This is a genomic window from Mycobacteriales bacterium (genome assembly GCA_035533475.1).
GTDB lineage: Bacteria > Actinomycetota > Actinomycetes > DATLTS01 > DATLTS01 > DATLTS01.
Genome location: DATLTS010000041.1, coordinates 1 through 24823, shown reverse-complemented (window position 1 = coordinate 24823; position 24823 = coordinate 1). Strand labels below are relative to the sequence as shown.

The 24823-nt window shown below is 67.1% G+C and carries 20 protein-coding genes, 1 tRNA gene and 1 pseudogene; 15 read left to right on the top strand and 7 right to left on the bottom strand.

All coding sequences use genetic code 11. The annotated features are described in order from the left end of the window. From nuoI to VNG13_08705, 7 genes are read left to right on the top strand one after another with little or no spacing between them, the layout of a single operon-like run. Positions 1-558, top strand: coding sequence for an NADH-quinone oxidoreductase subunit NuoI (gene nuoI, locus VNG13_08735; protein HVA60607.1), 558 nt, complete (start codon positions 1-3; stop codon positions 556-558). After that, the gene (locus VNG13_08730; protein HVA60606.1) at positions 555-1331 is read left to right on the top strand and encodes an NADH-quinone oxidoreductase subunit J; all 777 of its coding nucleotides are present in this window, start codon (positions 555-557) and stop codon (positions 1329-1331) included. Before nuoI ends, VNG13_08730 begins: the two co-directional genes overlap by 4 nt. Further along, positions 1328-1627: an NADH-quinone oxidoreductase subunit NuoK gene (nuoK, locus tag VNG13_08725; GenBank protein ID HVA60605.1), complete on the top strand. Its 300-nt coding sequence runs from the start codon at positions 1328-1330 to the stop codon at positions 1625-1627. Before VNG13_08730 ends, nuoK begins: the two co-directional genes overlap by 4 nt. Before the next feature lie 58 nt (positions 1628-1685). Next, positions 1686-3608 carry an NADH-quinone oxidoreductase subunit L gene (gene nuoL / locus VNG13_08720; protein HVA60604.1) on the top strand — a complete coding sequence of 641 codons (1923 nt, stop codon included), beginning with the start codon at positions 1686-1688 and terminating at the stop codon, positions 3606-3608. Beyond that, positions 3605-5176 carry an NADH-quinone oxidoreductase subunit M gene (locus tag VNG13_08715; protein ID HVA60603.1) on the top strand — a complete coding sequence of 524 codons (1572 nt, stop codon included), beginning with the start codon at positions 3605-3607 and terminating at the stop codon, positions 5174-5176. The genes nuoL and VNG13_08715 overlap by 4 nt, the downstream gene beginning before the upstream one ends. Further along, complete coding sequence (gene nuoN / locus VNG13_08710; protein HVA60602.1) at positions 5173-6729, top strand: NADH-quinone oxidoreductase subunit NuoN; 1557 nt, start codon at positions 5173-5175, stop codon at positions 6727-6729. Before VNG13_08715 ends, nuoN begins: the two co-directional genes overlap by 4 nt. Positions 6730-6745: 16 nt before the next feature. Then, on the top strand, positions 6746-7744 hold the full coding sequence (locus VNG13_08705; protein HVA60601.1) for a polyprenyl synthetase family protein: 999 nt from the start codon (positions 6746-6748) through the stop codon (positions 7742-7744). 16 nt (positions 7745-7760) lie between these two features. On the opposite strand, the gene VNG13_08700 is transcribed toward VNG13_08705, so the two are convergent. The 3 genes and pseudogenes from VNG13_08700 to VNG13_08690 all read right to left on the bottom strand — a co-directional run bounded on the left by VNG13_08700 (position 7761) and on the right by VNG13_08690 (position 11840). Continuing rightward, complete coding sequence (locus VNG13_08700; protein HVA60600.1) at positions 7761-8906, bottom strand: acyl-CoA dehydrogenase family protein; 1146 nt, start codon at positions 8904-8906, stop codon at positions 7761-7763. 28 nt (positions 8907-8934) lie between these two features. After that, positions 8935-9945, bottom strand: a pseudogene (locus tag VNG13_08695) (2-oxoacid:ferredoxin oxidoreductase subunit beta). A 35-nt stretch (positions 9946-9980) separates the two neighbouring features. Beyond that, a complete protein-coding gene (locus VNG13_08690; GenBank protein ID HVA60599.1) occupies positions 9981-11840 on the bottom strand; it encodes a 2-oxoacid:acceptor oxidoreductase subunit alpha in 1860 nt (619 codons plus the stop codon). A 110-nt stretch (positions 11841-11950) separates the two neighbouring features. On the opposite strand from VNG13_08690, the gene nuoB reads away from it, so the two are divergent. From nuoB to VNG13_08675, 3 genes are read left to right on the top strand one after another with little or no spacing between them, the layout of a single operon-like run. Further along, positions 11951-12406, top strand: a complete 456-nt coding sequence (nuoB, locus tag VNG13_08685) for an NADH-quinone oxidoreductase subunit NuoB (protein ID HVA60598.1) — start codon at positions 11951-11953, stop codon at positions 12404-12406. After that, positions 12399-12941, top strand: coding sequence for an NADH-quinone oxidoreductase subunit C (locus VNG13_08680; protein ID HVA60597.1), 543 nt, complete (start codon positions 12399-12401; stop codon positions 12939-12941). Before nuoB ends, VNG13_08680 begins: the two co-directional genes overlap by 8 nt. Beyond that, positions 12938-13363: a 4Fe-4S binding protein gene (locus VNG13_08675; GenBank protein ID HVA60596.1), complete on the top strand. Its 426-nt coding sequence runs from the start codon at positions 12938-12940 to the stop codon at positions 13361-13363. Before VNG13_08680 ends, VNG13_08675 begins: the two co-directional genes overlap by 4 nt. Here the strand turns inward: VNG13_08675 and VNG13_08670 are convergent. Next, positions 13360-13851, bottom strand: a complete 492-nt coding sequence (locus tag VNG13_08670) for a YajQ family cyclic di-GMP-binding protein (protein ID HVA60595.1) — start codon at positions 13849-13851, stop codon at positions 13360-13362. The two genes, VNG13_08675 and VNG13_08670, sit on opposite strands and share 4 nt — an antisense overlap. Before the next feature lie 76 nt (positions 13852-13927). Here VNG13_08670 and VNG13_08665 point away from each other — a divergent pair. The 3 genes from VNG13_08665 to VNG13_08655 all read left to right on the top strand — a co-directional run bounded on the left by VNG13_08665 (position 13928) and on the right by VNG13_08655 (position 19627). Then, positions 13928-14012 (top strand) — tRNA-Tyr (locus VNG13_08665). A gap of 1056 nt (positions 14013-15068) precedes the next feature. Further along, the gene (locus tag VNG13_08660) at positions 15069-16847 is read left to right on the top strand and encodes a DNRLRE domain-containing protein (GenBank protein ID HVA60594.1); all 1779 of its coding nucleotides are present in this window, start codon (positions 15069-15071) and stop codon (positions 16845-16847) included. Then, positions 16766-19627 carry an RHS repeat-associated core domain-containing protein gene (locus VNG13_08655; protein HVA60593.1) on the top strand — a complete coding sequence of 954 codons (2862 nt, stop codon included), beginning with the start codon at positions 16766-16768 and terminating at the stop codon, positions 19625-19627. The genes VNG13_08660 and VNG13_08655 overlap by 82 nt, the downstream gene beginning before the upstream one ends. 865 nt (positions 19628-20492) lie before the next feature. Here the strand turns inward: VNG13_08655 and VNG13_08650 are convergent. Further along, positions 20493-21869, bottom strand: coding sequence for an IS1380 family transposase (locus VNG13_08650; protein ID HVA60592.1), 1377 nt, complete (start codon positions 21867-21869; stop codon positions 20493-20495). A 265-nt stretch (positions 21870-22134) separates the two neighbouring features. On the opposite strand from VNG13_08650, the gene VNG13_08645 reads away from it, so the two are divergent. Both VNG13_08645 and VNG13_08640 read left to right on the top strand, forming a co-directional pair. Further along, positions 22135-22428, top strand: a complete 294-nt coding sequence (locus VNG13_08645; protein ID HVA60591.1) for a DUF4160 domain-containing protein — start codon at positions 22135-22137, stop codon at positions 22426-22428. Positions 22429-22685: 257 nt separating this feature from the next. After that, positions 22686-23252, top strand: coding sequence for an HD domain-containing protein (locus tag VNG13_08640; GenBank protein HVA60590.1), 567 nt, complete (start codon positions 22686-22688; stop codon positions 23250-23252). On the opposite strand, the gene VNG13_08635 is transcribed toward VNG13_08640, so the two are convergent. Both VNG13_08635 and VNG13_08630 read right to left on the bottom strand, forming a co-directional pair. Beyond that, the gene (locus tag VNG13_08635) at positions 23242-23715 is read right to left on the bottom strand and encodes an NUDIX domain-containing protein (GenBank protein ID HVA60589.1); all 474 of its coding nucleotides are present in this window, start codon (positions 23713-23715) and stop codon (positions 23242-23244) included. The genes VNG13_08640 and VNG13_08635 overlap by 11 nt on opposite strands. Further along, positions 23712-24452: a hypothetical protein gene (locus VNG13_08630; GenBank protein ID HVA60588.1), complete on the bottom strand. Its 741-nt coding sequence runs from the start codon at positions 24450-24452 to the stop codon at positions 23712-23714. The genes VNG13_08635 and VNG13_08630 overlap by 4 nt, the downstream gene beginning before the upstream one ends. Between the last annotated feature and the right edge of the window lie 371 nt (positions 24453-24823).

Here is a 24823-nt window from a genome sequence, read left to right as displayed (position 1 = left end):
ATGTTCAAGAAGGTGACGACAGAGCTCTACCCGGAAGACAAGCGGCCCACGGCCCCGCGCTACCACGGCAGGCATGTCCTCAACCGACACCTGGATGGGCTCGAAAAGTGCATCGGCTGCGAGCTGTGCGCTTGGGCGTGCCCGGCCGACGCGATCTACGTCGAGGGCGCTGACAACACCGAGGAGGAGCGGTATTCCCCCGGCGAACGCTACGGTCGCATCTACCAGATCAACTACCTGCGCTGCATCTTCTGCGGCCTCTGCATCGAGGCCTGCCCCACCCGCGCGCTCACGATGACCAATGATTACGAGCTGGCCGACGACAGCCGGACCGACCTCATCTTCACCAAGGAGCAGTTGCTCGCCCCCTTGCTTCCCGGAATGGAGCAACCGCCGCACCCGATGCGTCTCGGAGCGGATGAGCGGCCCTACTATCTCGGCGTTGCGGTGGCGCCGGTTCCGGCGGGACCTGGGGAGGGGCGCGCCGATGCTGAGCCAGTTCACGGGAATGGGCCGAATGTGACAGGCCTACGGTCGCGGGTCGGAGACGCGCCGTGACCGGGCACGCAATCGGCGTCCTCGCTTCGGCCCAGCCCGGGCCCGGCGAGGCCGCCTTCTTCTGGATCCTCGGTCCGCTGGCCGTACTCGCAGCGCTAGGACTGGTGCTTGCCCGAAGCGCCGTGCATGCGGCTCTTTTCCTTGCTGTCGACATGTTGGGTCTCGCTGTATTTTACGCTGCTCAGAAGGCGCCTTTTCTCGCCTTCGTGCAGGTGATCGTCTACACCGGCGCGATCATGATGTTATTTCTGTTCGTTCTGATGCTCGTCGGCGTGGACTCCAGCGATTCGCTGGTGGAGACCCTCCGCGGCCAACGGGTGGCTGCAATCTTGCTCGGCATCGGTTTCTCCGTGCTTCTGATCACCGCGATCGGTAGTTCGGTTAACGGGGTGAAGGCGCTCGGGGTCGACCAAGCCGACAGCGGGCACAACGTAACCTCGATCGCTGACTTGCTGTTCAGCAGGTACGTGTTCGCCTTCGAAGCGACCAGCGCGCTGCTCATAACCGCGGCGCTGGGCGCCATGGTCCTGGCCCATCGGGAGCGCCTCGTGCCGGCGAAGACCCAGCGCGAGCTTATGCAGCAGCGGTTCTCCCTCGGCGGCCCTAACCCAGCGCCGCTGCCCGGTCCGGGCGTATACGCCGATCACGACTCGGTGGACACCCCGGCCCTGCTGCCCGGTGGCGAGGTCGCCACCAACAGCGTGTCCGGCGGGCTGCGGATCAGCCCGGGTCGGCCACACGTCGAGCGGCTCGAGAAGGAAGTCGAGCCGTGAACCCGGCCTACTACCTTTACCTGTCTGCCGTGCTGTTCACGATCGGTGCGGTTGGCGTCCTCGTTCGGCGCAACGCGATCGTCATCTTCATGTGCATCGAGCTGATGCTCAACGCCGTAAACCTCACGCTCGTCACGTTCTCCCGGATCAACGGATCCCTCGACGGGCAGGTGATCGCCTTCTTCGTCATGGTGGTCGCCGCGGCGGAAGTGGTGGTCGGGTTGGCCATCATCGTCACCATCTTCCGAACCCGAAAGTCGGCGTCAGTCGACGACGCCAATCTGCTCAAGTACTAGCTAACTCCTACCGCACCGAAGGGGATCTCCGGGTGTTCACTGGCTGCGAGGGCGCGACGTGACGTACGCCTACCCGCAGGCGACGGGCATCTTCGATCTCACGGCGGCGCTCGTTGCGCTCCCGCTGCTGGGGGCGGCCGTGCTCCTGCTCGGCGGCCGGCGGGCCAACCGGTGGGGGCATCTGCTCGGCTGCGGCACCATCGTCGCGGCCTTCCTCGTCGGGCTAGCTCTTTTCCTCGCGATGTTCGGGCATCACCCGAGCCAGCGGACGTTCGACGAGCACCTGTTCCACTGGATCCCGGTCGCGGGATTCCAGGTGAGCGCCAACCTGCTCATCGATCCGCTCTCGATGCTTTTCGTGCTACTGATCACCGGCGTGGGCGCCCTCATCCACATCTACTCGATCGGGTACATGGCCCACGATCTCGACCGTCGTCGATTCTTCGGTCAGCTGAACCTGTTCGTCGCAGCCATGCTCCTGCTCGTGCTCGCCGACAACTTCCTGTTGCTCTACGTCGGATGGGAGGGAGTCGGGCTAGCCTCCTACCTGCTGATCGGCTTCTGGTCCTACAAGCCGTCGGCGGCGACCGCTGCCAAGAAGGCTTTCATAGTCAACCGCGTCGGCGACGTAGGGCTGTTGCTGGCGATCATGTTGATGTTCGCCACGTTCGGCTCCACGTCCTTTGATGCCGTGTTCACGGGGGCATCGTCGGGCCTGGCCCGGACCGGCACGCTGACCGCGATCGGCCTACTGCTCGCTTTCGGCGGGTGCGGGAAGTCGGCTCAGTTTCCGCTGCAGTCCTGGCTGGCTGACGCCATGGAAGGGCCGACGCCGGTTTCCGCCCTCATCCACGCCGCGACCATGGTGACCGCCGGCGTGTATCTGATCGCCCGGTCCAGCCCCATTTTCAATGGCGCCCCCGTCGCCCAGCTTGCCGTCGCCTGTACGGGTGCCCTCACCCTGCTCGGGGCAGCCGTCATCGGTTGCGCCTACGACGACATCAAGCGGGTGTTGGCCTACTCGACGGTCAGCCAGATCGGCTACATGTTCCTGGCGGTCGGACTCGGCCCGGTGGGGTACGCATTCGGAATCCTCCACCTTCTCGCGCACGGCTTTTTCAAGGCCGGTTTGTTCCTCGGGGCCGGGTCGGTCATGCACGGGATGAACGACCAGGTTGACATGCGCCGATTCGGCGGCCTGCGCAAGGTGATGCCGGTCACCTTTGCCACCTTCGGGCTCGCCTACCTAGCGATAATCGGCTTTCCCGGCCTCTCCGGGTTCTGGACCAAGGACAAGATCATCGAAGCCGCGTTCGACTACGGCGGTGCGACCGGTTATGCCCTCGGGGTCGCCGCCCTGGTCGGGGTGGCCGTGACGGCGTTCTACATGACCAGACTCATGGTCTTGACGTTCTTCGGCAAGTCGCGGTGGACCGAGGACGTGCATCCGCACGAGTCGCCACGGGTGATGACGGTCCCGATGATCGTGCTGTCGGTGGGCTCGGTCCTGTTCGGGGCGTTGTTCACCTTGGCTTTCCCGCTCGTCGACTGGCTCCGCCCGGTGCTACCGACCCCGGGGGCGGTTGCTCATACCCTGAATCCGCTCGTCCTGTCCCTCCTCGGGATCGCGTCGATGGCCGGCGGGATCCTGGGAGCCGTTGTCCAGTACGGCCGGCGGGAGATCCCGGTGGCCCCCCCCGTCGCGGTGTCCGGGGTGACGCGGGCTGCCCGGAGCAACCTTTACGGCGACGCGTTCAACGAGGCGGTCTTCATGCGCCCGGGTCAGTACCTCGCTCGCGCCCTCGTGTTCTTCGACGGGCGTGGCGTCGATGGTGCAGTCAATGGAATCGCCGCGTCGATCGGTGGCACGTCGGGGCGGCTCCGGCGCTGGCAGACCGGGTTTGTCCGGTCCTACGCGCTGTCGATGTTCCTCGGGGCGGCGGTCGTCGCGATCGCACTTCTGCTCGTTCGGGTCGGGTGAGGACGGTGCCCTGGGTGTCCATCCTTGCCGCCGTTCCGATCATCGGGATGATCGCTCTCGCCCTGGTCCCGCGCGGTGCGGACCAACTGGTTAAATCGGTCGCCCTCGCCGCGTCCCTGGTTGTGCTCGCCGGGACGATCGCGATGGCCGCCAGCTTCTCGATTCACGGGCCGCGATTCCAGTTCACCCAGCACCACGACTGGATCACGGCCTTTGGCGCCCACTACGCCGTGGGCGTCGACGGAATCGGTCTCGTCCTGATCGGTCTGACCGCTGTCCTCGTGCCCGTCGTTCTGCTCGCCTCCTGGCACGAGGCGACCGGTGCGCGGCATGGCGTGAAAACCTTCCTCGCCCTAGTCCTGGCTACCGAAACGTTGCTCATCGCTGCCTTCGGCGCGACCGACGTCTTCCTCTTCTACGTCTGTTTCGAGGCCATGCTCGTCCCGATGTACTTCCTGATCGGGAGCTACGGCGGACCGCGTCGGTCGTACGCGGCCGTGAAGTTTCTTCTCTACTCGCTCGCCGGCGGCCTGCTCATGCTGGCATCCGTCGTTGGGCTCTACGTAGCGACTGCCGGTCACCTCGGTACCGGGAGCTTCGACTTTTCCGCGGTCACCCAGCTGCATGGCAAGATCTCCTCCGGGACCGAAGACCTGCTATTCCTCGGTTTCTTCGTGGCGTTCGCCATCAAAGCCCCGCTCTGGCCGTTCCATACCTGGCTCCCGGATGCAGCCGCTGAGGCGCCGACTGGGATCGCGGTTCTCCTCGTCGGGGTGATGGACAAGGTGGGGACTTTCGGATTTCTCCGCTGGTGTCTGCCCTTGTTCCCGCACGCGTCCCGCGTGTTCGCTCCCTACATTCTGACGTTGTGTGTCGTCGGCATCCTCTACGGTGCCCTGCTTGCGATCGGCCAGCGAGACCTAAAGCGACTGGTGGCCTACACGTCGGTCGCGCACTTCGGTTTCATCGGCCTAGGGATTTTCGCGTTCACCAGCCAGGGCCAGGTCGGCGCGACGCTGTACATGCTCAACCACGGGTTCTCCACCGGTGCGCTGTTCCTCATCGTCGGGTTCCTCGCGACCCGGCGGGGGGGCCGGCTCCTCGAGCAGTTCGGGGGGGTGGCGAAGGTGGCGCCTTGGCTCGCCGGCGCCTTCCTCGTCGCCGGAATGTCGAGCCTGTCGCTCCCGGGGCTGAACAGCTTCGTGAGTGAGTTCCTGGTGCTGGTCGGCACGTTCACCCGCCATCGGGTCTTCGCCGTTCTTGGCACCCTTGGGATCGTGCTCGCCGCCCTCTACATCCTGATCATGATCCAGCGGACCATGTACGGTCCCCTGCGCGAGGGGAACGAGGGGCTCGCCGACCTGAGTCGTCGGGAGGCCTGGGTCATCGGGCCCGTTCTCGTGATCATCGTCGGGCTAGGCGTCTACCCCAAGCCGGTGCTAGATGTGATCGACCCGGCGGTGCAGGCCACATTGACCCAGATGCAGGAGCACGACCCCGCCGTCCCCCTCCCGGAAACCTCCGGCACGAGCCCGAATCGGCTCGCCCTTCCCGGAGGTGGCCAGTGACGCTCCCCGCCGGCGTGGTGTCCTTCCACGTCCCCTCGATCTCTTACGCGGCGCTCGCGCCGATCCTCGTCGTCGCTGTGGCGGCCGCCGTCGGGGTGCTTGTCGACGCGTTTGTCGGTCCGGCCCGGCGGTGGGCCACCCAGGTGGGCGTTTCCGTCGCCGGACTCCTCGGTGCCCTCGCCGCTGTCATCGCCAACGCTGGTCGGCCGGGGTCGCTCACCGCGGACGGGGCGATCGCAGTTGACGGGCCGACGCTGTTTCTCCAAGGCAGCATCTTGGTGATCTGCATCGCCGCCGTCCTGTTTCTCGGTGAACGGTCCGTGGACGCCGGTGGTGGTTCGTTCGCCGCTCAGGCGTCCGCGCCACCCGGTTCGGTGGGGGAGCGAACCGCGGTCGCCGCCGGTCGGCTCCAGACCGAAATCTTCCCGCTGTTCATGTTCGCGGTCGCCGGCATGCTGCTCTTCCCGGCTTCCAACGACTTGCTGATCATGTTCGTCGCCCTCGAAGTTCTTTCGCTACCGCTCTATCTGCTGTGTGGCCTGGCCCGCCGTCGTCGCCTGCTCTCGCAGGAAGCCGCAGTCAAGTACTTCCTGCTCGGCGCCTTCTCCTCCGCGTTCTTCCTGTACGGGCTGGCGCTGCTCTACGGCTACGCGAACTCCGTCGAGTTGGGCGACATTCACAACGCGATCGCGAACGGTGGCGGCCACGACACATTGCTGTTCCTCGGACTGGCACTCCTCGGGGTCGGCTTGCTCTTCAAGATCGGCGCCGCGCCGTTCCACTCCTGGATCCCAGACGTCTACCAGGGCGCCCCGACCCCGATCAGCGGGCTGATGGCCGCCGCGACCAAGGTCGCCGCCTTCGGCGCGCTCCTTCGCGTGCTCTACGTCGTGGCGGACGGGCTCACCTGGGATTGGCGACCCGTGCTCTGGGGGGTAGCGATCCTGACCATGTTGGTCGGGGCGGTACTTGCGATCACCCAAACCGACGTCAAGCGGATGCTGGCCTACTCCTCGGTCGCCCATGCCGGCTTCATCCTCACCGGAGTGGTCGCCGCCAATCGGCTCGGCCTGTCGGGCTCGCTCTTCTACCTGCTCGCCTACGGGGTGACTACGGTCGGGGCGTTCGGACTACTAACCCTCGTTCGCGACTCCGACGGCGAGGCCACCCACCTGTCCCGGTGGGCCGGCCTGGGGCGGCGCTCGCCGGTCATCGCCGGCACCTTCGCCCTGTTCCTCCTGGCCCTGGCGGGTATCCCGCTCACCAGCGGATTCACCGGGAAGTTCGCGGTGTTCGCGGCAGCCATCGACGGGGGCGCGGTCCCGCTGGTGATCGTCGGTGCGGTGAGCAGTGCGATCGCGGCCTTTTTCTACGTACGCGTCATAGTGCTCATGTTCTTCCAACCTCCGGTTGCGGACGGGCCGACGGTCGTGATCCCCGGGGTGCTGACCTCGGCCGCGTTGACCCTTTCGGTGGCCGTTACCGTGGTGCTTGGGGTTTTCCCCGACCCGGTCCTGAACCTGGCGAAGCACGCCGGACTGTTCCTCCGCTGACAGGAGCCTTCCCACCGTGCCGGTGCTTCACGATCTCGGCGTGACCTTTCAGGACGCTGTCCTCGAGGCGGATGTGCGGCATGGCCTGACCGGAGTCGAGACATGCCTCCGCGAGGCGGTGAAGAGCGACTACCCGTTCGTCACGGAAACCTCGCGGCACCTTGTTCAGGCGGGGGGCAAGCGCTTTCGCCCGCTGGTGCTGCTGCTCGCCGCCCAGTTCGCCGATCCGCACGCGCCGGGTGTCGTCCCGGCTGCGGTTGTGGTGGAACTCACGCACCTGGCCACGCTCTACCACGACGACGTCATGGACGAGGCGACCCTTCGCCGGGGCGCGATCAGCGCGAACACCCGTTGGGGGAACACCGTGGCGATCCTCACCGGCGACTTCCTGTTCGCCCGTGCCTCGGACATCCTCGCCGACCTGGGTCCGGAGGCGGTCCGGATCCAAGCGCGGACCTTCGAACGCCTCGTGCAGGGTCAAATCCGGGAGTCGGTGGGCCCGGAGCCCGGTCGCGACCCGGTGGACCACTATCTGCGTGTGGTCGCCGACAAGACCGGTTCGCTGATCGGGACCTGCGCCCGGTTCGGCGGCCTGCTGTCCGGCGCCGACGAGGCGACCGTCGAATGCCTCGCCCGGTTCGGCGAACGGATCGGGGTCGCATTCCAGCTCTCGGACGACCTGCTCGACGTGGCCAGCGATTCCGATCAGTCCGGCAAGACTCCTGGGACCGACCTCCGCGAGGGGGTGCGCACGCTGCCTGTCCTGCTCGCGATGCGCTCTCGCGATCCAGCGGGCACCCGGCTCCGGGAGCTGCTCGGTGCCGACCTGTCGGGCGAATCCGAGCACGCCGAGGCGCTGCGCGGCCTGCGCGTCCACCCGGCGATGGACGAGGCACGTCAGCTGCTTTCCGGCTGGGCCTCCGAGGCGCACGCCGCGCTTGCGCCGCTGCCTCCGATCGCCGCGAAGGCAGCCCTCGAAGCGCTCTGTGTCGCGGTCGTGGCCCGTACCGGCTAAGCCGGGCAACCGGGCCCTACCAGCCGAGCCCTTTGGCGATCAGGTCGTTCATGACCTCAGTGGCCCCGCCACCGATGCCCAGGATCTTCGCGTCGCGGTAGTGCCGCTCGACCTCCATGTCGGCCATGTAGCCGGCCCCTCCGTGCAACTGGACTGCGGAGGCGACCACGAAATCGCAGGCCTCGACGGCGGTGTTCTTCGCCATCGCCGCTTCGACGAAACTAGCCGCGCCTTCGACATGGCGTTCGAGGACCCAGCGGGTGTAGGTAGCGGCTGCGGCGGTGCGTCGAGCCATGTCGACGAGCCGATGCCGCACGGCCTGCTTGCGGATCAGGGCGCCACCGAAGACCTGACGTTCCCGGGCCCAACCGACCGTGAGATCCACGCAACGCTGCGCGGTTGCATGCGCCTGGGTGGCCAGGGCGAGCCGCTCGCCGACGAATTGCCGGGCCACCTGGACGAATCCGGAGCCGGGCTCGCCGATTCGGTTTCCCGCCGGTACCGACACGTCTACGTAGCCCAGCTCCGCCGTGTCCGAGCAGCGCCAGCCCATCTTCTCCAGGCGGCGGACGACCTGGAAGCCGGGCCGATCGGTGTCCACGACGAGCAGCGACAGCCCGGCGTGGCCGGCCCCTCCGGTCCGAACCACGGTCGTGACGAAATCTGCCCGCGCGCCGGAGGTGATGAACGTCTTCGCGCCATTGACCCGGTAGCTGTCGCCGTGGCGTTCGGCCCGGGTGCGCACCGCGGCGACATCCGAGCCGCCATCGGGTTCGGTCACCGCGAGGGCGCCCACCATCTCCCCAGCGAGCGTGGGCCGCACGTAGCGGTCGATGAGGTGGGGGTCTCCGTTCGACACGATGTGCGGCACGGCGATGCCGTGGGTGAACAGTGCGGCAATCAGTCCGGTCGATGCCCCGGAACCGATCATCGCCTCCGTCATGACGGCGACGTCAATCTGGTCGCCGCCGCTCCCGCCGACGGCCTCCGGGAAGCCCAAGCCGAGCAGGCCGGCCTCCGCGGCCGCGATATGCAGGCTGCGGGGGACCTCGCCCACCTTCTCCCATTCGGCGAGGAAGGGCACTATCTCCCGCTCGGTGAACGACCGGGTCAGTCCGCGCAGCGCATCACGTTCCGGGATGTGCCATGGGTCGGGGGGCACGGCGCTCCTTGGTTCGGCGACCCGGGGGTCAGTTGATCGCCCAGGTGTCGCCGCTGGCCAGCAGCGTGGCCAACTCGCCGTCGCCGTTCACCGCAGTCGCCTGGGCGATCTGTTCCCGGACTAGGTCGTCATAGACCGGGCGGTCGACGTCGCGAAAGACGCCGATCGGCGTCGGCCGATCATCGATGTTGCCCAACCGGGAAAGCATGAAGGCGATTGCGGGTTCGGGCGCGTGCGCGTCGTGCACCAGGAGTTCCGGATCGTCGCCGGCGCAGATCTCGAGCCCCCCTCGGCCGGTGAGCTTTACGCCGCGCGCCGCGTCCGTCCCGAACCTGATCGGCTGGCCGTGCTCCAGTCGGATCGTCGCTTCATCCCGCGTGGCGGGATCCTTGACCGCATCGAAGGCACCATCGTTGAAGATGTTGCAGTTCTGCAGGATCTCCACGAAAGACGTGCCACGGTGTTGAGCCGCCGCGCGCAGAACCGCGGTCAGATGCTTGCGGTCCGAGTCCAGGGTGCGGGCCACGAAGCCGGCCTCCGCGCCCAGCGCTAGCGACACCGGGTTGAACGGGTGATCCAGTGAACCGAGCGGCGTCGACTTGGTCACTTTGCCCAGTTCGCTAGTCGGCGAATACTGGCCCTTGGTGAGGCCGTAGATCCGGTTGTTGAACAACAGGATGGTGATATTGACGTTGCGGCGCAGGGCGTGGATCAGGTGGTTACCGCCGATCGAAAGCGCGTCGCCGTCGCCGGTTACCACCCATACGGACAGGTCCGGCCGCGCGGTGGCCAGGCCGGTTGCGATCGCGGGAGCCCGACCGTGGATCGAGTGCAACCCGTAGGTGTTCATGTAGTACGGGAACCTGGAGGAGCATCCGATCCCGGAAACGAAGACCAGATTCTCCCGGGCAAGCTGCAGTTCCGGGAGGAAGCCCTGAACCGCGGCGAGGATGGCATAGTCACCGCAGCCGGGGCACCACCGGACATCCTGGTCGGTCTTGAGGTCCTTGGCCACGTACCGTTCGTCGCTTCGCGGGACCAGGTCGAGGGCCGTCCGGCGGCCCGTGCTCTCGGTCATTGTTCGATCACGTCCTGAATCACGCCCGCGAGCTCGTCCGCCTTGAACGGCAAGCCTCGGACTTGGTTGTAGGAGATCGCATCGACGAGGTAGCGGGCCCGCAGCAAAAGCGCGAGCTGGCCTAGGTTCATCTCCGGTATCAGCACCTTGCGGTACCGCTGTAGTACGTCCCCGGTATTGGCGGGGAACGGATTGAGATGGCGCAGGTGCGCCTGGGCCACCGCGGCTCCGGCCAACCTGACTCGCCGGCAGGCCGCGCCGATTGGGCCGTACGTAGACCCCCAACCGAGAACGAGGACCGTGGCGTCGCCGTCCGGGTCGTCGACCTCGAGTTCCGGGATGTCCCGGGCGATCCCGTCGACCTTCGCGGCACGGAGCCGGACCATCGTGTCGTGGTTCGCCGGGTCGTAGGAGATGTTGCCCGAGCCGTCTGCTTTCTCCAGGCCGCCGATTCGGTGTTCGAGACCTGGGGTCCCCGGTACGGCCCATGGGCGGGCCAGCGTCTCGGGGTCCCGTTTGAACGGCCAGAAAACCGGAGCCCCTGCATCGTCGACCGCGTTCGGCTCGGTGGCGAACTCCACTCGGAGGTCCGGCAGCTCGCCAACGTCCGGGATCTGCCACGGTTCGGAGCCGTTGGCTAGGTACCCGTCGGACAGCAGGAACACGGGGGTTCGGTACTTGGTCGCGATCCGCGCCGCTTCGATGACCGCGGCGAAGCAATCGGCCGGCGACTGGGGAGCGACGATCGGCACGGGGGCCTCGCCATTTCGGCCGAACATGGCCTGCAGAAGGTCGGACTGCTCGGTCTTCGTCGGTAGTCCGGTGGAGGGCCCGCCGCGCTGGATGTCGCAGATGAGCAACGGAAGTTCTAGCGAGACCGCGAGCCCGATCGTCTCCGACTTGAGCGCTACGCCAGGACCCGACGTGGTGGTGACGCCGAGCGATCCGCCGAACGCGGCGCCGAGGGCGGCGCCGATTCCGGCGATCTCGTCCTCCGCTTGAAAGGTGCGCACGCCGAATTGCTTGTGCTTGGACAGCTCGTGCAGGATGTCGCTCGCCGGCGTGATCGGGTAGGAACCGAGAAAGAGGGGGAGGCCGGACAGCCGTGATGCGGCAATCAGCCCGTAGGCGAGCGCGACGTTGCCCGAGATGTTGCGATAGTGCCCGGGCGGGAGCGGCGCCGGTTTGACCTCGTATCGCACCGAGAAGGACTCGGTAGTCTCACCGAAGGCGTAGCCGGCCCGGAACGCCGCCACGTTCGCTTGTGCGATCTCCGGGGCCTTGGCGAACTTGATGACAAGGAACCTCTCGGTCGCCTCGGTCGGGCGGTTGTAAAGCCAGGACAGCAGCCCCAGGGCGAACATGTTCTTCGCCCGCTCGGCTTCCTTCTTACCCAGATCGAACTGCTCGAGTGCCGTCACGGTCATGGACGTCAACGCGATGGCGTGCACGCGGTAGGCGTCCAGCGAGCCGTCTTCGAGCGGGTTGGCCCCATATCCGACCTTGGCCAGGTTCCGGGCGGTGAACTCGTCGGTGTTGACGATGATGTCCGCCCCGGCCGGCAGGTCGCGCAGGTTGGCCTTGAGCGCGGCGGGATTCATCGCGACGAGGACGTCGGGCCGGTCACCTGGCGTCATGATGTCGTGATCTGCGAAGTGCAGTTGGAAAGCCGACACTCCGGGGAGCGTGCCGGCCGGGGCACGGATCTCGGCCGGGAAGTCGGGCAGGGTGGACAGGTCGTTTCCGAGGGAAGCCGTCTCCGAGGTGAACCGGTCCCCGGTGAGTTGCATGCCGTCCCCGGAGTCCCCCGCGAACCGGATGATGACGCGGTCGAGCTGACGGACCTGCTTGCTCACGGTGGAAAACCTCCCTGGCGCGCAGCGGCTTCCGCACCCGCGCCTGTCCTCATCGTACGTCCGCTCGACGCCCTCGGGCGCCCGTGGTCGATCCGGGCCACAATCAGGGGGTGACACCGACCGCGCCCACGTCTGCCCTAGGCGCCCCTGTCCGGCTGAACCTGACCTATGGTCGCGAGTACCGCCTGTCCGTCGTGAGCCTTGGTCTCGCCTGCTGTGCGGTCGAGGTGTCGGCCGCCGCCTTGCGGGCCCTGGCCGCCCGCACGAGCCCGGAGCCCGTGGCCCCCGGCCGAGGGCCGGTGACCGTGCTGGTCATCGCCGGCACGGTGACCGACAAGCTGGCGCCGGTTGTCCGGGAGATCTACGAGGAGTTGCCGGCGGGCTCCCGGGTCATCTCTTTCGGTGCCTGCTCCAACTCTGGCGGCCCGTACTGGGACTCCTACTGTGTGACGAAAGGAGTCGATCAACTGGTGCCGGTCGACCTGTATGTCCCGGGATGTCCGCCCCGTCCCGAGGCCTTGTTGGACGCGCTACACAGGTTGGGCGCCGGAGACGCCGGTGGCTGAGGTCCACGAGCGGCTGGCCACGGTGGACGGCTCCGCCCGGATCCACCGCGGGTTCGGGCTGGTCACGTTGGAGGTAGCCGCGGATCGCTGGGTGAGCGCCGCGACCGCGCTGCATGATCGGGACGACCTCGGTTTCGGCTTCTTCGACTGGCTCAGCGCCTACGAGGATGCGGGCGACTTCATCGTCGCCGCTCACCTGTGGTCGATCAGCGGGCGGTGCGCGGTCCTGCTCCGCACCCGGATCCCCTCGGCGCGCCCGCAGCTGGACTCCTTGACGTCGGTCTGGGCCGGCGCCGACTGGCACGAGCGGGAGACCCACGAGATGTTCGGCATCGATTTCCCAGGTCATGCCAACCTCGCCCCGCTGCTGCTACCGGACGGCTTTGAGGGGAACCCGCTGCGCAAGGATTTCGTCCTTGCGGCTCGCCGCCGGGACTGGCCCGGAGCCCTCGATCCCGATCCGGCGGTGACATCCGGCCGCCGACGTCTTGTCCCGCCGGGGGCGGGCGACCCGCCAACGCCGGGCCCGGCATGAGCGAGTTCGAGGTTCGGCTGGAGGCGGCCGCCGAAGAGCGGCCGCAGCCGGCCGGCCGAGGCGTCATCGCCCTCGACGAGGGAAGTTGTACGGTCTGCATGATCTGTGTCCGGGAGTGCCCGGACTGGTGCATCCTCATCGAGGGGCACCAGGAAGCCACCCCGCAGCCAGCCGGCCGGCGCCGGCAGGTCCGGAATGTGCTCGACCGTTTCGCCATCGACTTCAGCCTGTGCATGTATTGCGGTATCTGCATCGAGGCCTGCCCGTTCGACGCGTTGTTCTGGTCGCCCGAGTACGCCTACCCGGCGGCTCTGCTCGGCGACCTGACCCACGAGTTGCCCCAGCTCCGGGACTGGATGGGCACCGTCCCAGCCGCTCCGGGTGGCGCGCTCCCGAGCGAAGCCGCCGAGTCCGGGAGCTAGCGGTAGTTGACGAACTGCAACGGCACCCCGAAGTCGGCTTCGCGAAGCATCGCGATGACGGCTTGCAGGTCATCTCGTTTCTTCCCGCTCACCCGCAGCTGATCCCCCTGGATCTGCGCCTGGACCCCCTTGGGGCCGTCGGTGCGGATCCGCTTCGCGATCGCTTTGGCCTGCTCGTCGGCGATGCCCTGCTGGATCCGGATCACGAGCCGGGACGTTCCGCCAGCGGCCGGTTCCGGGTCTTCGTGGTCCAGGGCCTTGAGGGACACCCCGCGTCGGATCAGTTTCTCCTGGAACACGTCGAGAACCGCGCGGACCCGGTCGTCGGCATTGGCCCGGATCTCGACGGTCTCGCCGGACCACGTGATCGCCGCCCCGGTCCCCTTGAAGTCGTAGCGCTGCCCGATCTCCTTGGCAGCCTGGTTGAGGGCGTTGTCGACCTCCTGGCGGTCGACCTTGCTCACTACGTCGAACGACGGGTCCGCCACCTATGCCGCCCTCCCTGTGGGGCGCTGCGCTGCCGCCCGTCCGATATCCTCGAACCGCGTCGCCCCGGCGACGGACGGCAGGTTGCCCGAGCGGCCAAAGGGAGCGGTCTGTAAAACCGTCGGCTAAGCCTACGTTGGTTCGAACCCAACACCTGCCACCATCTGCTGGAACCTCGCTCACCTGCGGAAACGCGCATGGGCGATGATCGCGTCGGTCTCGATTAGCTGCCCCGTACTGCCCGTGTGACCCTGCTGCCAGCCGTTGCTTCTGGCACAACTCTGGCACGACGATCTTGATGTCGGCAGTTGCCTAAGCTAAGTCGTCTTGCGGGTTCCCGTTGCGCGGTATTCGGGGACCCGCGGTGTGCAACCTCGCGGCGCTGGGACGGCGCGAGATTGACGAGAACACCAGGCGACTTGTTTTCGTGGTCGTGTCGTGCAACACTGCGGCGCTCAGCGCGCCTGGGTCTGTCCGGACCTCATGCTCCCCTCGCCGCTCCGTGACTAGCTGACGCCTCAGGCGGCGAGACCATGGCGGATCCGCTTTGTGACCGAGTCGCGGTCGCAAATACGAACATTGCGCCCGACCTAACCGAGGGTCGCTCAAGGCCCTGGCGTCTCCGACCATCGTCTCTTGCCGGGCGCCGACCACGCCTCCGGGCGTTCGCTTGCCGGCCGATGACCGTGGCGGCTGCCCGCAGTGGACTGTCTTGGTTGCTGGCTGCGGATAGCGCTACCGATTACCTTCGGGCGCGGAGCCGACCTGGCGTGGCAGGAGCGGCAGCATCGACCGAGTCGATGCCGCTGGCGGCGTCTCCGATGGCGGTTGTAGGGACGAGGGGTTCGCCCCTCTCAGCACCGATCGCGCTTCAATCTCCAGCGGGGACAGGCCCGGCGACCTACTGTCCGCGGGCGAGAGGCCGCCTTGCCGGCTTCGGGTTTCGGCCAGCGACCGGCATCGGGGAGCTGTGAGCCGATGACACGCTTGCCGATGGTGCTGCCACAGATTGACGCCCCGCGGTCAGCTGAACACCGCCTGGCGCCGGCTGTCTGGGTCCAGTCAGTGGTCGAGCTCGTCGACGTGGTCGGGCTGGCAGCTTCACACCTACGCGGAGGTCGCGATGTTTGAGCCTGCTCGTGGGGGTCGTCACGCCGCCCGGCGGCGGGGTGTGCTAACTGGGGGCCTGTCTGGCCGGGCGGTGTTGTCGGTTGGGGCGGTGCTGTCGGCGCTGTTGGTGCCGGTCGCGGCACCGGTTGCCGCGCGGGCGGCGTCGGCACCGCCGCCGGCGCCGGTGAGCACGGGGTCGGCTGCGGGGGTGGGCACGCCGACTTCGGGCCAGGTCGCGCGCGACGGAGAGGTGAGTTCGCTGCGGCGGGCGACGTCGCGGACGTACGTGTCCGGGCATGCCTACAAGACGTTGATTTTCCCGACGCCGGTGAACTACCGGGACACCTCGGGGGCCTGGCAGAAGATCGACGACTCGTTGATCGCGAACCCCGCCGGGTCGGGCTGGCGGAATCGGGCGGACCGGTACGCCCTGACCGTGCCGAGCGACGCTTCCGGAGCCGTGGGTGTCGCCGTCGGTGGGTTCAGCGTGTCGATGGCTTTGCAGGGGGCGACCGGCGCCGGGTCGGTGTCGGGTGCCACCGTGACCTACCCGGACGCGCTGCCGGGGGTGACGCTGACCGAGACGGCGACGGGGCAGGGCCCAAAGGAAACGTTGAGTTTGGCGTCGGCGGCGGCCGGCTCCCGGTTCACCTTCAGTCTCGGGTTGCCGAGCGGCGCGCGGCTCGTGGCCAGCGGCGGCGGCCTCGAGGTGCTGGATGCTACCGGAACCGCCCGGTTGCGCTTGCCGACGCCGGTGGTCAGGGACTCCGGGTCAACCGTGGTCGCTGATCCGGGCCCGGTCTCCTACACCCTCGGCGGTACCGCCGCCGCGCCGACGGTGACGCTGACGGTGAATCCGGGTTGGCTGGCGGCGCCGGCCCGGGTGTTCCCGGTCGTGGTGGATCCGAGCGTGACCCTGAGCGACACCGGCGACAGCTACATCGAGGGCGGGTCCCAGGCGAGCACGAACTTCGACGGGGTAACCCCGATGTGCATCGGCTACGACGGCACGTACACCGCCTACCAGCGGGTGCTGATGAGCTACGACGTGACCGGCAACCTGCCGCCCGAGGTGCAGGTCCTCAACGCTGATTTGGGGTTGTACGTGACGTCGAACACCGGCTCGGTGTCGATCACCGCGCTGGGCCTGTCGCGGGCGTTCACCCCGAGCGGGGTGACCTGGAACACCTACGACGGCACGAATAGCTGGACGAACGCGGGTGGGGACACGATCAGCGGCGGCCCGACGGTGGCCGCGACGGTGACCACGACGAGTGGCTACGCGCACCTGTACCCGACGGCGCTGGTCGCGGCCTGGCTGCACGGTGACCACCCGCAGGATGGGTTCCTGATCAAGGCGACGAGCGAAACGTCGTCGGCCGGCAAGCTGTGTGTGACCGACAACACCGCGCCGGCCGGGCAGACCCCGTATTTGACGGTGTACTGGCAGATGCCGACCGGGGACCGCCCGATCGCGACTTACCGGAGTTACCCGGTCGATGACAAGGAGACAGTCAAGGTCGATGTGGTCAGCGGCAACGCGGTGCTGGAGGCGAACGACGATTCGGTGACCGGGGTCGGGCAGAACTTCCAGCTGACCCGCGCGTACAACTCCGGGGCCGGCCCGTACAACCTGACCGGCTACCTCGGTCAGGGTTGGGGCCTGTCGCCGAGCTCGGACACGTCGCTGGGGGTGTGGGGGGACGGCAGCATCACCTACTACGGTCCGACCGGCACGGCGTGGACGTTCACCCCGACTGGCGACGGCTCGCATTTCACGGCCCCGCCGGGATCGACGCGGACTTGGTGTACACGTCCGGGTCGAACAGCTACACCCTCACCGGGCACGGCGGCGGGCTGGTGCAGACCTTCTCCCCACACGAGCTGACTTCGGTGAAGGACCGCAACGGCAACACGATCACCGTGAACGATCCGACGTCGGATGAGGATTTGGACGGTTGGACCGACACCGAAGGCCGGGCGTACACGACCAGCTACTGGTCCGCCGGCGCCGGGTACGGCTACCTGGAAACCGCGACGGATGCGGCGGGCCGCACGGTGACCTACGACTACAGCACCGCCCCGGATGGGCACACGTTGTTGACGTCCGTGGTGGACGCGAACGGCAAGACCACCTCCTACGGCTATGACAGTAACGACCAGCTGAATTTGATCACCAGCCCGGCCGGGCGGCAGATCGAGATCACCTACACCTACGGTGTGGTGTCCAGCGTGTGCCGGCCGGACCCGCACACCTCCACCACGCCGTGTGACACGTTCGCGACGAACTACACGACGCACGAGGCGACCGTCACCGATGCGAACAGTCACGCGACGACGTACACCTTCGAAACGGACGAGTTGAAGGTGACCAAGGTCACCGATCCGCTCGGGCACGCGCACCAGGGAACCTGGAGCGGGGATGATCACCCGTCGATGTTCACCGACGCGATGAGCCCCGGCAACGCCGTCACCCTCGCCTATGACAACCTGAACAACCTCAAGTCGATCCAGCTGCCCGCCGAGGGCAGCACCAGCGGCGCCACGACGAACCTCGGCTACCCGACGGCGAGTGGCAACGCGCCATTCCCGAGCAGCGACTACTGGCCGAACGCCGCGACCGACCCGCAGAGCAATTGCACCGCCTACTCCTACGACAGCGCCGGGAACCAGACCGACGTGTACACCGGGCAGGCCTCCGGCTGCGCGGGGAAGACCGGCGGCACGCATCTGTCCGACGCCTATCAGGGCGACAGCGGGGTGCCCTCGTGCGGTGGGAAAGCCGGCGAGCTGTGCACGACCACCGACGGGCGGGGGAACACAACCACCTACGGCTATGACAGCAACGGCAACCTGTCCTCGATCACCCCGCCGGCCCCCCGTCCGGCGAGCAGCGTCGCGATCGACGCGAACACCAACCTGGTCAGCAGCGTCACCGACGGGAAGGGCCAGAAAACCAGCTACTTCTACGACCCGCTCGGGCGGATCATCGAACTCGGCTTCGGCGGGTACACCGCCAGCCCCTGCTCGTCGTCGGCCGCCGCCGCCGGTAACTGCATCGGCTACACCTACGACACCGACGGTAACCTGACGTCCCGGTTGGACAACACGGGCACCACCAGCTGGACCCTCGACGGGCTCGGCCGGGTGTACCAGAAGACCTTCCCCGACGCCACGACCTCGACGGTCACCTACGACAAGGCCGGCAACATCACCAGCTACACCGACGCCGGCGGCACGGTGTCCTACCACTACGACCCGTCGAACAACCTGTGGGACCTCACCGAACCGGGCGGGTCCTGCGCGGCCTACCCGACCGCGCCGAGTTTCCCGAACACCACGGTGTGCACCGGTTTCGCCGACAACGCGAACAACCAGCGCACCGCGGTGAACTACCCGTCCGGGGAGTCGATCGCGATCGGCTACGACAGCTCCGGCCGGGAAACCTCGGTCACCGCGAAACGCCCGCTGGGGACCACGTTCCTGTCCCGCACCTACAGCTACACCACCTCCGCGTCGACGGACTCCGCACTGATCCAGTCAGTCACCGACCAGGCCGGGACGAAGACCAGCTACGGCTACAGCGCCCTTGACCAGCTGACCAGCGCGGTCACCGGCACGACCACCCTCGGCTACACCTACGACGCGGTCGGGAATCTCACCCAGGCCACCCACACCGGCGTCTCCACCGTCTACTACGGCTACAACAACGCCGACCAGCTCTGCTGGTCCGGAACGAGCAGCGGGACGATTCCCAGCCCCGGTTCGAACTGCACATCCAACCCGGGGCCGTCCGGGAACACCGACTACCTCTACGACGGCGACGGCAACACCTGCTGGAGTGCGACCAGCACCGGCACCAGCTACAGCTGCGCCAGTCCCCCATCCGGTGCGACCGTGTCCACCTACAACGCGAAAAACCAGACCACCGCCGTCGGATCGCACACCTTCACCTACGCCGACACCGGCCAGTCGGAACGCACCGCCAGCGGCGGCGTCACCTACCTCAACGGCCTACTCGGGCTCACCGGGCGCAGCGACCCGATCTACTTCACCCGCGATAACAAAGGCAACCTGATCGGCCTGCGGCAAGGCGCCGGATCCGGCTCCACCAACAACTACTACACCCCCGACATCCTCGGCAGCGTCATCGGCGTCACTAGTTCGAGCGGTCTTACCGACACCGCCCTATATACCTACGACCCCTATGGCAATGTCACCAGCCAAAGTGGCAGCCTCGACACCACCAACCCCTGGGAATACGCAAGCAGCTACTACCAGACCGTCACCGGGCTCGCCAAAATGGGCGACCGCTATTACAACCAGGCCGTCGGCAGATTTACCCAACAAGACTCGGTCGCGGGGAGTATTTCGAACCCGGCATCAGTTGATCCGTATGTCTACGCGAATGACAACCCGATCAACCTCACCGATCCAACTGGTCAGAATGCTTTTAGTGCAGCCGAGGCAATCTTCGAGGGCGTTAGTCAGAGTGTTTTTGGCTTTGGTTTGGCAGGCGCCGCTATCACGGGTGGCGACTTAGGTGCAGGTGTGTCCTTTGCCGGAGTCTCCGGCCTAGGTGTGGGATTCGCCGCATTCACCGGGATTGGCTTGGGAGTAATCGGCGTCGGATTGTTGGCAGTTGGTTTTTGCGAAATATTCTGTTAACTGCGGGAATCAGTTTCTAGGGATTCGGCGGATCGGCTACAAGCCATGGAGCGCAATGTCGTGACTGCCTCTCAAAGTCCCGATCAACCCAACGGACAGGGACGGCGCCGCGGTTCGGCTTTTCGGCCGGCGACCCCCCAGCAAAGACGTCGCATTGGATTTGCGGCAGTGAGCATGGTTCCTACCGCTGTTCTGGCAGGGGTCATCACCAGTGTCGTCACCGGGAAGGTGCCCGATGGCATAGCCGCCTTGATCGCAGTGGGTTGTATCACATTTCTAATCGGCATCGCGTTGGCAATTCTGGTTCTCATACGCGAAAGATAGGAACGGGGCCAAGGCTGTCCGTGGCCAAGTTGCGGTCCGCGGTGGTGGCCAACTAAAAGTGGCTCGACGCCACTAACCTCGATCGCGAAAATTGCGATGATTGCTTGAGGGGGTTTCCCCTCGTAGCGTGGAGACATCGCTATGAGGAGTGGCGACACCCGTCCAGTATCGCGCGGTATGGACACGCGAAGCGAAGGTGGTTCGAAGACGCATGCTGCCGAATAAGCTGGCGTCGGCTCCTAGGGCAATCGGGCGGCGCTGGCCCGTCAGATGCCGGGGTTCGCGAGCACCCTCCCCCGTGCCTCCCAGCGGGAGCCTGGCTTCAGCGCGGATCCACCCCCCGACAGTTAGCCTTGATCTTTCACGCTGGGCACAGCTGATCATTTGAGTGATCGTTTTGGGCGCCTGGTGCGGGCTGCTGGTTGGCGCTGTGTGGTGGTAGCGCGGGGGGGTCGGGTTGGAGGTATGCCTCGGGGCCGGCTGTCGCCGGCGGTCGTGCTCCGGGTGGGGCGCTGGGAAGTAGGACCTGGGGTACTTCGGGTCAGGCCGGCCAGGGTGCGGCGCGCAGCCGGGCGAAGGCTTGCTCCAGGGCGATGGCCCATGGCCAGTCCCGGTCCAGGTGCAGCGTCCAGGTGCGGGCCGACCGGGTCAGTCGGGCGGCCATGTGGAAGATCCGGTAGCGGAAGGTGGCCGGTTCGATCTTGGCCAGTTCGCCGGTGAAGCACAGCGCTTGGCTCCAGCTGATCAGGTCGGCGGCGGTGAGGGCGAGTTCGAGCCAGCAGGCGTTGGCGGCGAAGTCGGTGAGCGGGAAGGCCCGCAGCCCGGTGTCCTTACCGGTCCGGATCCGGTCCTCGACCCGGGCATGCCCCCGGTGGCGGATCTCCAGGTCGGCGACATGCCAGCCGACCGTGTCGGTGATGAACGCGGTCACCCGGCACCCGTCGGCGTCGGTGAAGGTCAGTTGCGCGCCGGGGTGCGGGTGCTCCTTGCGCACGATCAGCCGGGAGCCTTCCGGCCAGGCCGACAGGTCGATCGCGCTGGTGATCTCGGCGACCCAGGCCCCGTCCCGCTCGGTTCCGTCGGCTTCGATCGCCTCCGTCCAGGCCCGCTTCGGCAGCGCGAGCACCGCCTGCTGCACCCGCTCGTCCACCGGGAACCCGAAGGAGAACTCGCACCCGCGGTCGCGCACCGCGGTGGCGAACGCGTGCGTCGCCCCGGCCGCGTCGGTGCGGACCAGCAGCCGGATGCCTTTGCGGTTGCCCGGCCGAACGTTGTTCGGCAACGCGGCCAGCGACAGGTCAAGCACCTCGATGTGGTCGGCCGCGGTGTTGCTCCCGGCGTTGCCCGCCCGCAGCAGCCCGGCCAGCGCCTCCCCGCCGGAGATCTCCGACCGGTCCAGGTAGGACAGCAGCGGGTGGAATCCGAAGGTGTGCTTCCAGGTCGCCGCCGCGTTCTCCTTGTTCTCCGAGTGCGCGATCGAGATCGTCGCGTCGATGTCGACGATCAGCTGCCGCCCGCGGAACAGCATCGGCCCGCCGCCGGCCGCCCATACCCGCTCCCGCGCGTTCGCGCGCACCGCCCGTAGCCGCCCCAGGTGCGTGGCGTCCACCCGCTGGACTACCCGCCAGGCGGTCGGGTCGCTGGCCACGGCCCCGAACAGCTTCGCCTGGTCGCGCAGCACACCTAGATGGGCCAGCGCATCCCCACCGTCGGCGATCACGACCGCCAGGTCCCGCAGCACCGCCCCCGGCTGGTGGATCGGCGCCGCCCGGTATGTGTCCAGCAACGCCTCGGTCCACCCGCTGGTCAACCCGCATTCGTCGGCCAACTCCCGCAGCAGCGCGGCCCCCGCCCGCGACACCAACCCGGTGCCGTCCGCGCTGACCTTGACCCGACCCGAACCCCTGTTACTCTGCATCTACGAGGTGCCTCTCTGCGAGGGTTGTTGGACTCTTCGACAAGCCCATTTTCCCTTGCAGGGCAGGCACTTTCGGCTTCTCAACCCCCGTGTCGCGCGACTTCCCGTGAAAGATCGAGGTTAGCCGTCCGGGACCCGGCCAGTGTGCTGGCTCGGGGCTGTTGATCTTGCCGCCTCCGCGATCGAGATCGGCGGCTGCAGGCGATCGAGCCGGAAGGCTCTGCCAGGCTTTCCCCGAGGCGCGATGGCGAGGGGTAGGGGCGCTGTGAGTCCTCGCTGGGCAACTGTCGCCGGTTACGGGCTCTACTTCTACGCTGCCGAGCGGCACGAGCGACCGCACGTCGGCGTGCGGCGCGGCGCCGAACACGCGACGGTCGACCTCGTCTCCGGCGAGCTGCTGGCCGGCGCCCTGCCGCCTCGGGTTCTGAAGGCGGTGCGCGCCCTTCTTGCCGAACATCGGGAGGAAGCACTCCGGGCCTTCGCGGCGACTCTTGATGTAAGTAAAGAAAGTATCGACACACTTTGGTCGGCAGGGCTGGCGCAGGCGGCAGGCCCGTGACGTGGTAGCGGCAGGGGCCCTGCTGCCGCCTCGTCCGTCAGCTATGCAGTCCGAAACCCGCACTGCCTCACCGGTCATCGAGGCGGCCGAGGACGGCCGCTTGCGGCCGCCCGCAGGCCGCGTCCTGAAGGAGTCGACAACAACTCTCCTAGTCCCTCTCGTCTCGCTCCGGTTACGACGTCCCTTGGTCTGCGCACGGGCCCGGCCAGTGTGGACACCGGCCGATGAGAAAGAGTGAGGTCGTCTACGGTGCGAGGATGGCAGGAGCAGAGTGGGCGAGAGCGTATGCCGAGGCGCGGCTGCGCACGCTTGGTCGGCGCTGGGCGCACACCGTGGCAGTCGCGAACCGCGCGGAGGTAGCTGTGGCTGTGCTACCCGAGGCCGAGCGGGACGTCGCCGTAGCGGCCGCCTACGTGCACGACATCGGCTACGCAGAGGGTATCGCGACGACTGGCTTCCATCACCTGGACGGCGCCCGGCATCTGCGAGAACTCGGTGAGCAGCGGCTCGCCAACCTGGTTGCCTACCATTCAGCGGGCTGTTGGGAAGGCCAAATCCGCGGGCTCGCTGATGAACTGACCGAGTTCGATGAAGAGCTGTCGCTGACCGCGGACGTTCTGACCTACTGCGACGTCCTCACGGGGCCCTCCGGCCAGCCGATGGAACTGCGGGCGCGGATAGACGACGTCGAGCGCCGTTACGGCGCGGACCACCCGGTCACACAGTCGCTGAAGATGGGTTTGCCCGTCCTGGCGTCTCGTATCGAGGGTGTGGACCGACGACTCGCTGCCCTCGCTTCGGAGATCGCCCCGATCAGGCGATAACCGGCGTTGTACCGCCTTCCTGAAAGTCGCGTAGGCGAACCCGCGTCCCCGGCCCCATGGGGAGCGCGGCCACCTCGCTCGACGGGAAGAACCGGACCTCGCTCGACTCGTCGCTGGCGGCTAGCGACCCGCCGACCACCCGGCATGAGAAGCAGATCGAGAACTGTTGGCGAACCTCGCCGTCTGCGTACGCGACGACGAACCGGGGGTCGGAGTAGATGCCCACGAGTCGCTCGATAGCCACATCCAGGCCGGTTTCTTCCTTGACCTCCCGGGCAACTGTCCGTGCGATGCTCTCCCCAATCTCCATGCCCCCGCCGGGGATTGACCAGAGTTCGCTATCGGCCCTGCGATGCAGGAGCACTGCGCCGTCGTCGTCCACGATGATTGCGGACGCAGCGGGCACGAGGGTGTTCGGCTGCGGTGCGGTCGGGTCGTCGTAGTACTCGGTTCGTTTGATCACGAAGGCCACACAATCGGAAGGGAGTCGGTCCAGAGGGCTTCGAAGTGGACGGCGAAGTTGTCGAAGATGCCGTCCTCTCCTCGGCGTTTGAGGTGGAGCAACGGGGCGTGGTAGCCGGGTAGCCCGTAGAGGTGAGGTGTCACGAACATCTCGTCGTCCCAACGGAAGGTCGAGTTGTACATCGGGGCGGTGTGGCAGCGCACGTCGACGCCGGCGCAGCCCTCGACGCCTCGGAAGTACTTCATGGCCGTTCGGATCCGGGCGAGTAGACCCTCGGACAGTCCCTCCTCGGCGTCGCGCGCCACGGCGCTGGCGCAGCTTGGATCGACGAAGGAGATTCGCACGCAGGCACCGGCTTCGCCTTTGCGCCGGAGCAGGTCGACGAGGCCGGGACACGACTCGGGCAAGAACAGCAGGGCGTAGCCGAGCAGGTCGATCCGCTCCTCGGCCCCCGCGAACATCGACCGCCACTGATGCGTTGGGACGTCCGCGCGGTGAGCGTAGGCCGCGATGAGTTCGCCTGTGCTGTCTGCGCCGGCCAGTCGGACGTCCGGCCAGAGCACGTTTGGGCTGACGTGTAGCAGGCGGGCGATCGCGCGCCGATGCTGCTCACGCGGTAGGCGGCCCTCCCTCAGCCACCGGGTCACCGTCTTGGGATCGACCTGGAGATCCCGCGCGACCTGCGCCTCGGAGACGTGCACCACCCGCATGGCATCCCGCAGTCGATCGTTCCGCACGGGCACACCCTCGCACTGCTTGGACATTTCGGACGCTTCCGAGCGTAGCCAGGACATGTGGAGTGCCTCGCAAAGGTAATGCGGCGTCCCCTCCGTCCCTTCATCGTGTGCTTCGTCCGATCTGAAGCACTGCAAGCAAGCAGTGCCCCTGAGCGCCCGATGAGGGCGGAAGGAGGTGGCCCGATGCGGCTACCTATCGATACGACCGGGATCACGTTCCTGGTCGCCACTGCATGAAAGCCCGCGTGTTCTTCAGCACGCCGTTGGTCCGGCGGTTGCTGCGATGCAGGCGAGAGGGGGTGCTCGGGCTCCCGGCGACAAGTTGACAACTCCTCGGGAATTCTGAGAGATTGTCGTTCTTCCCCACGACA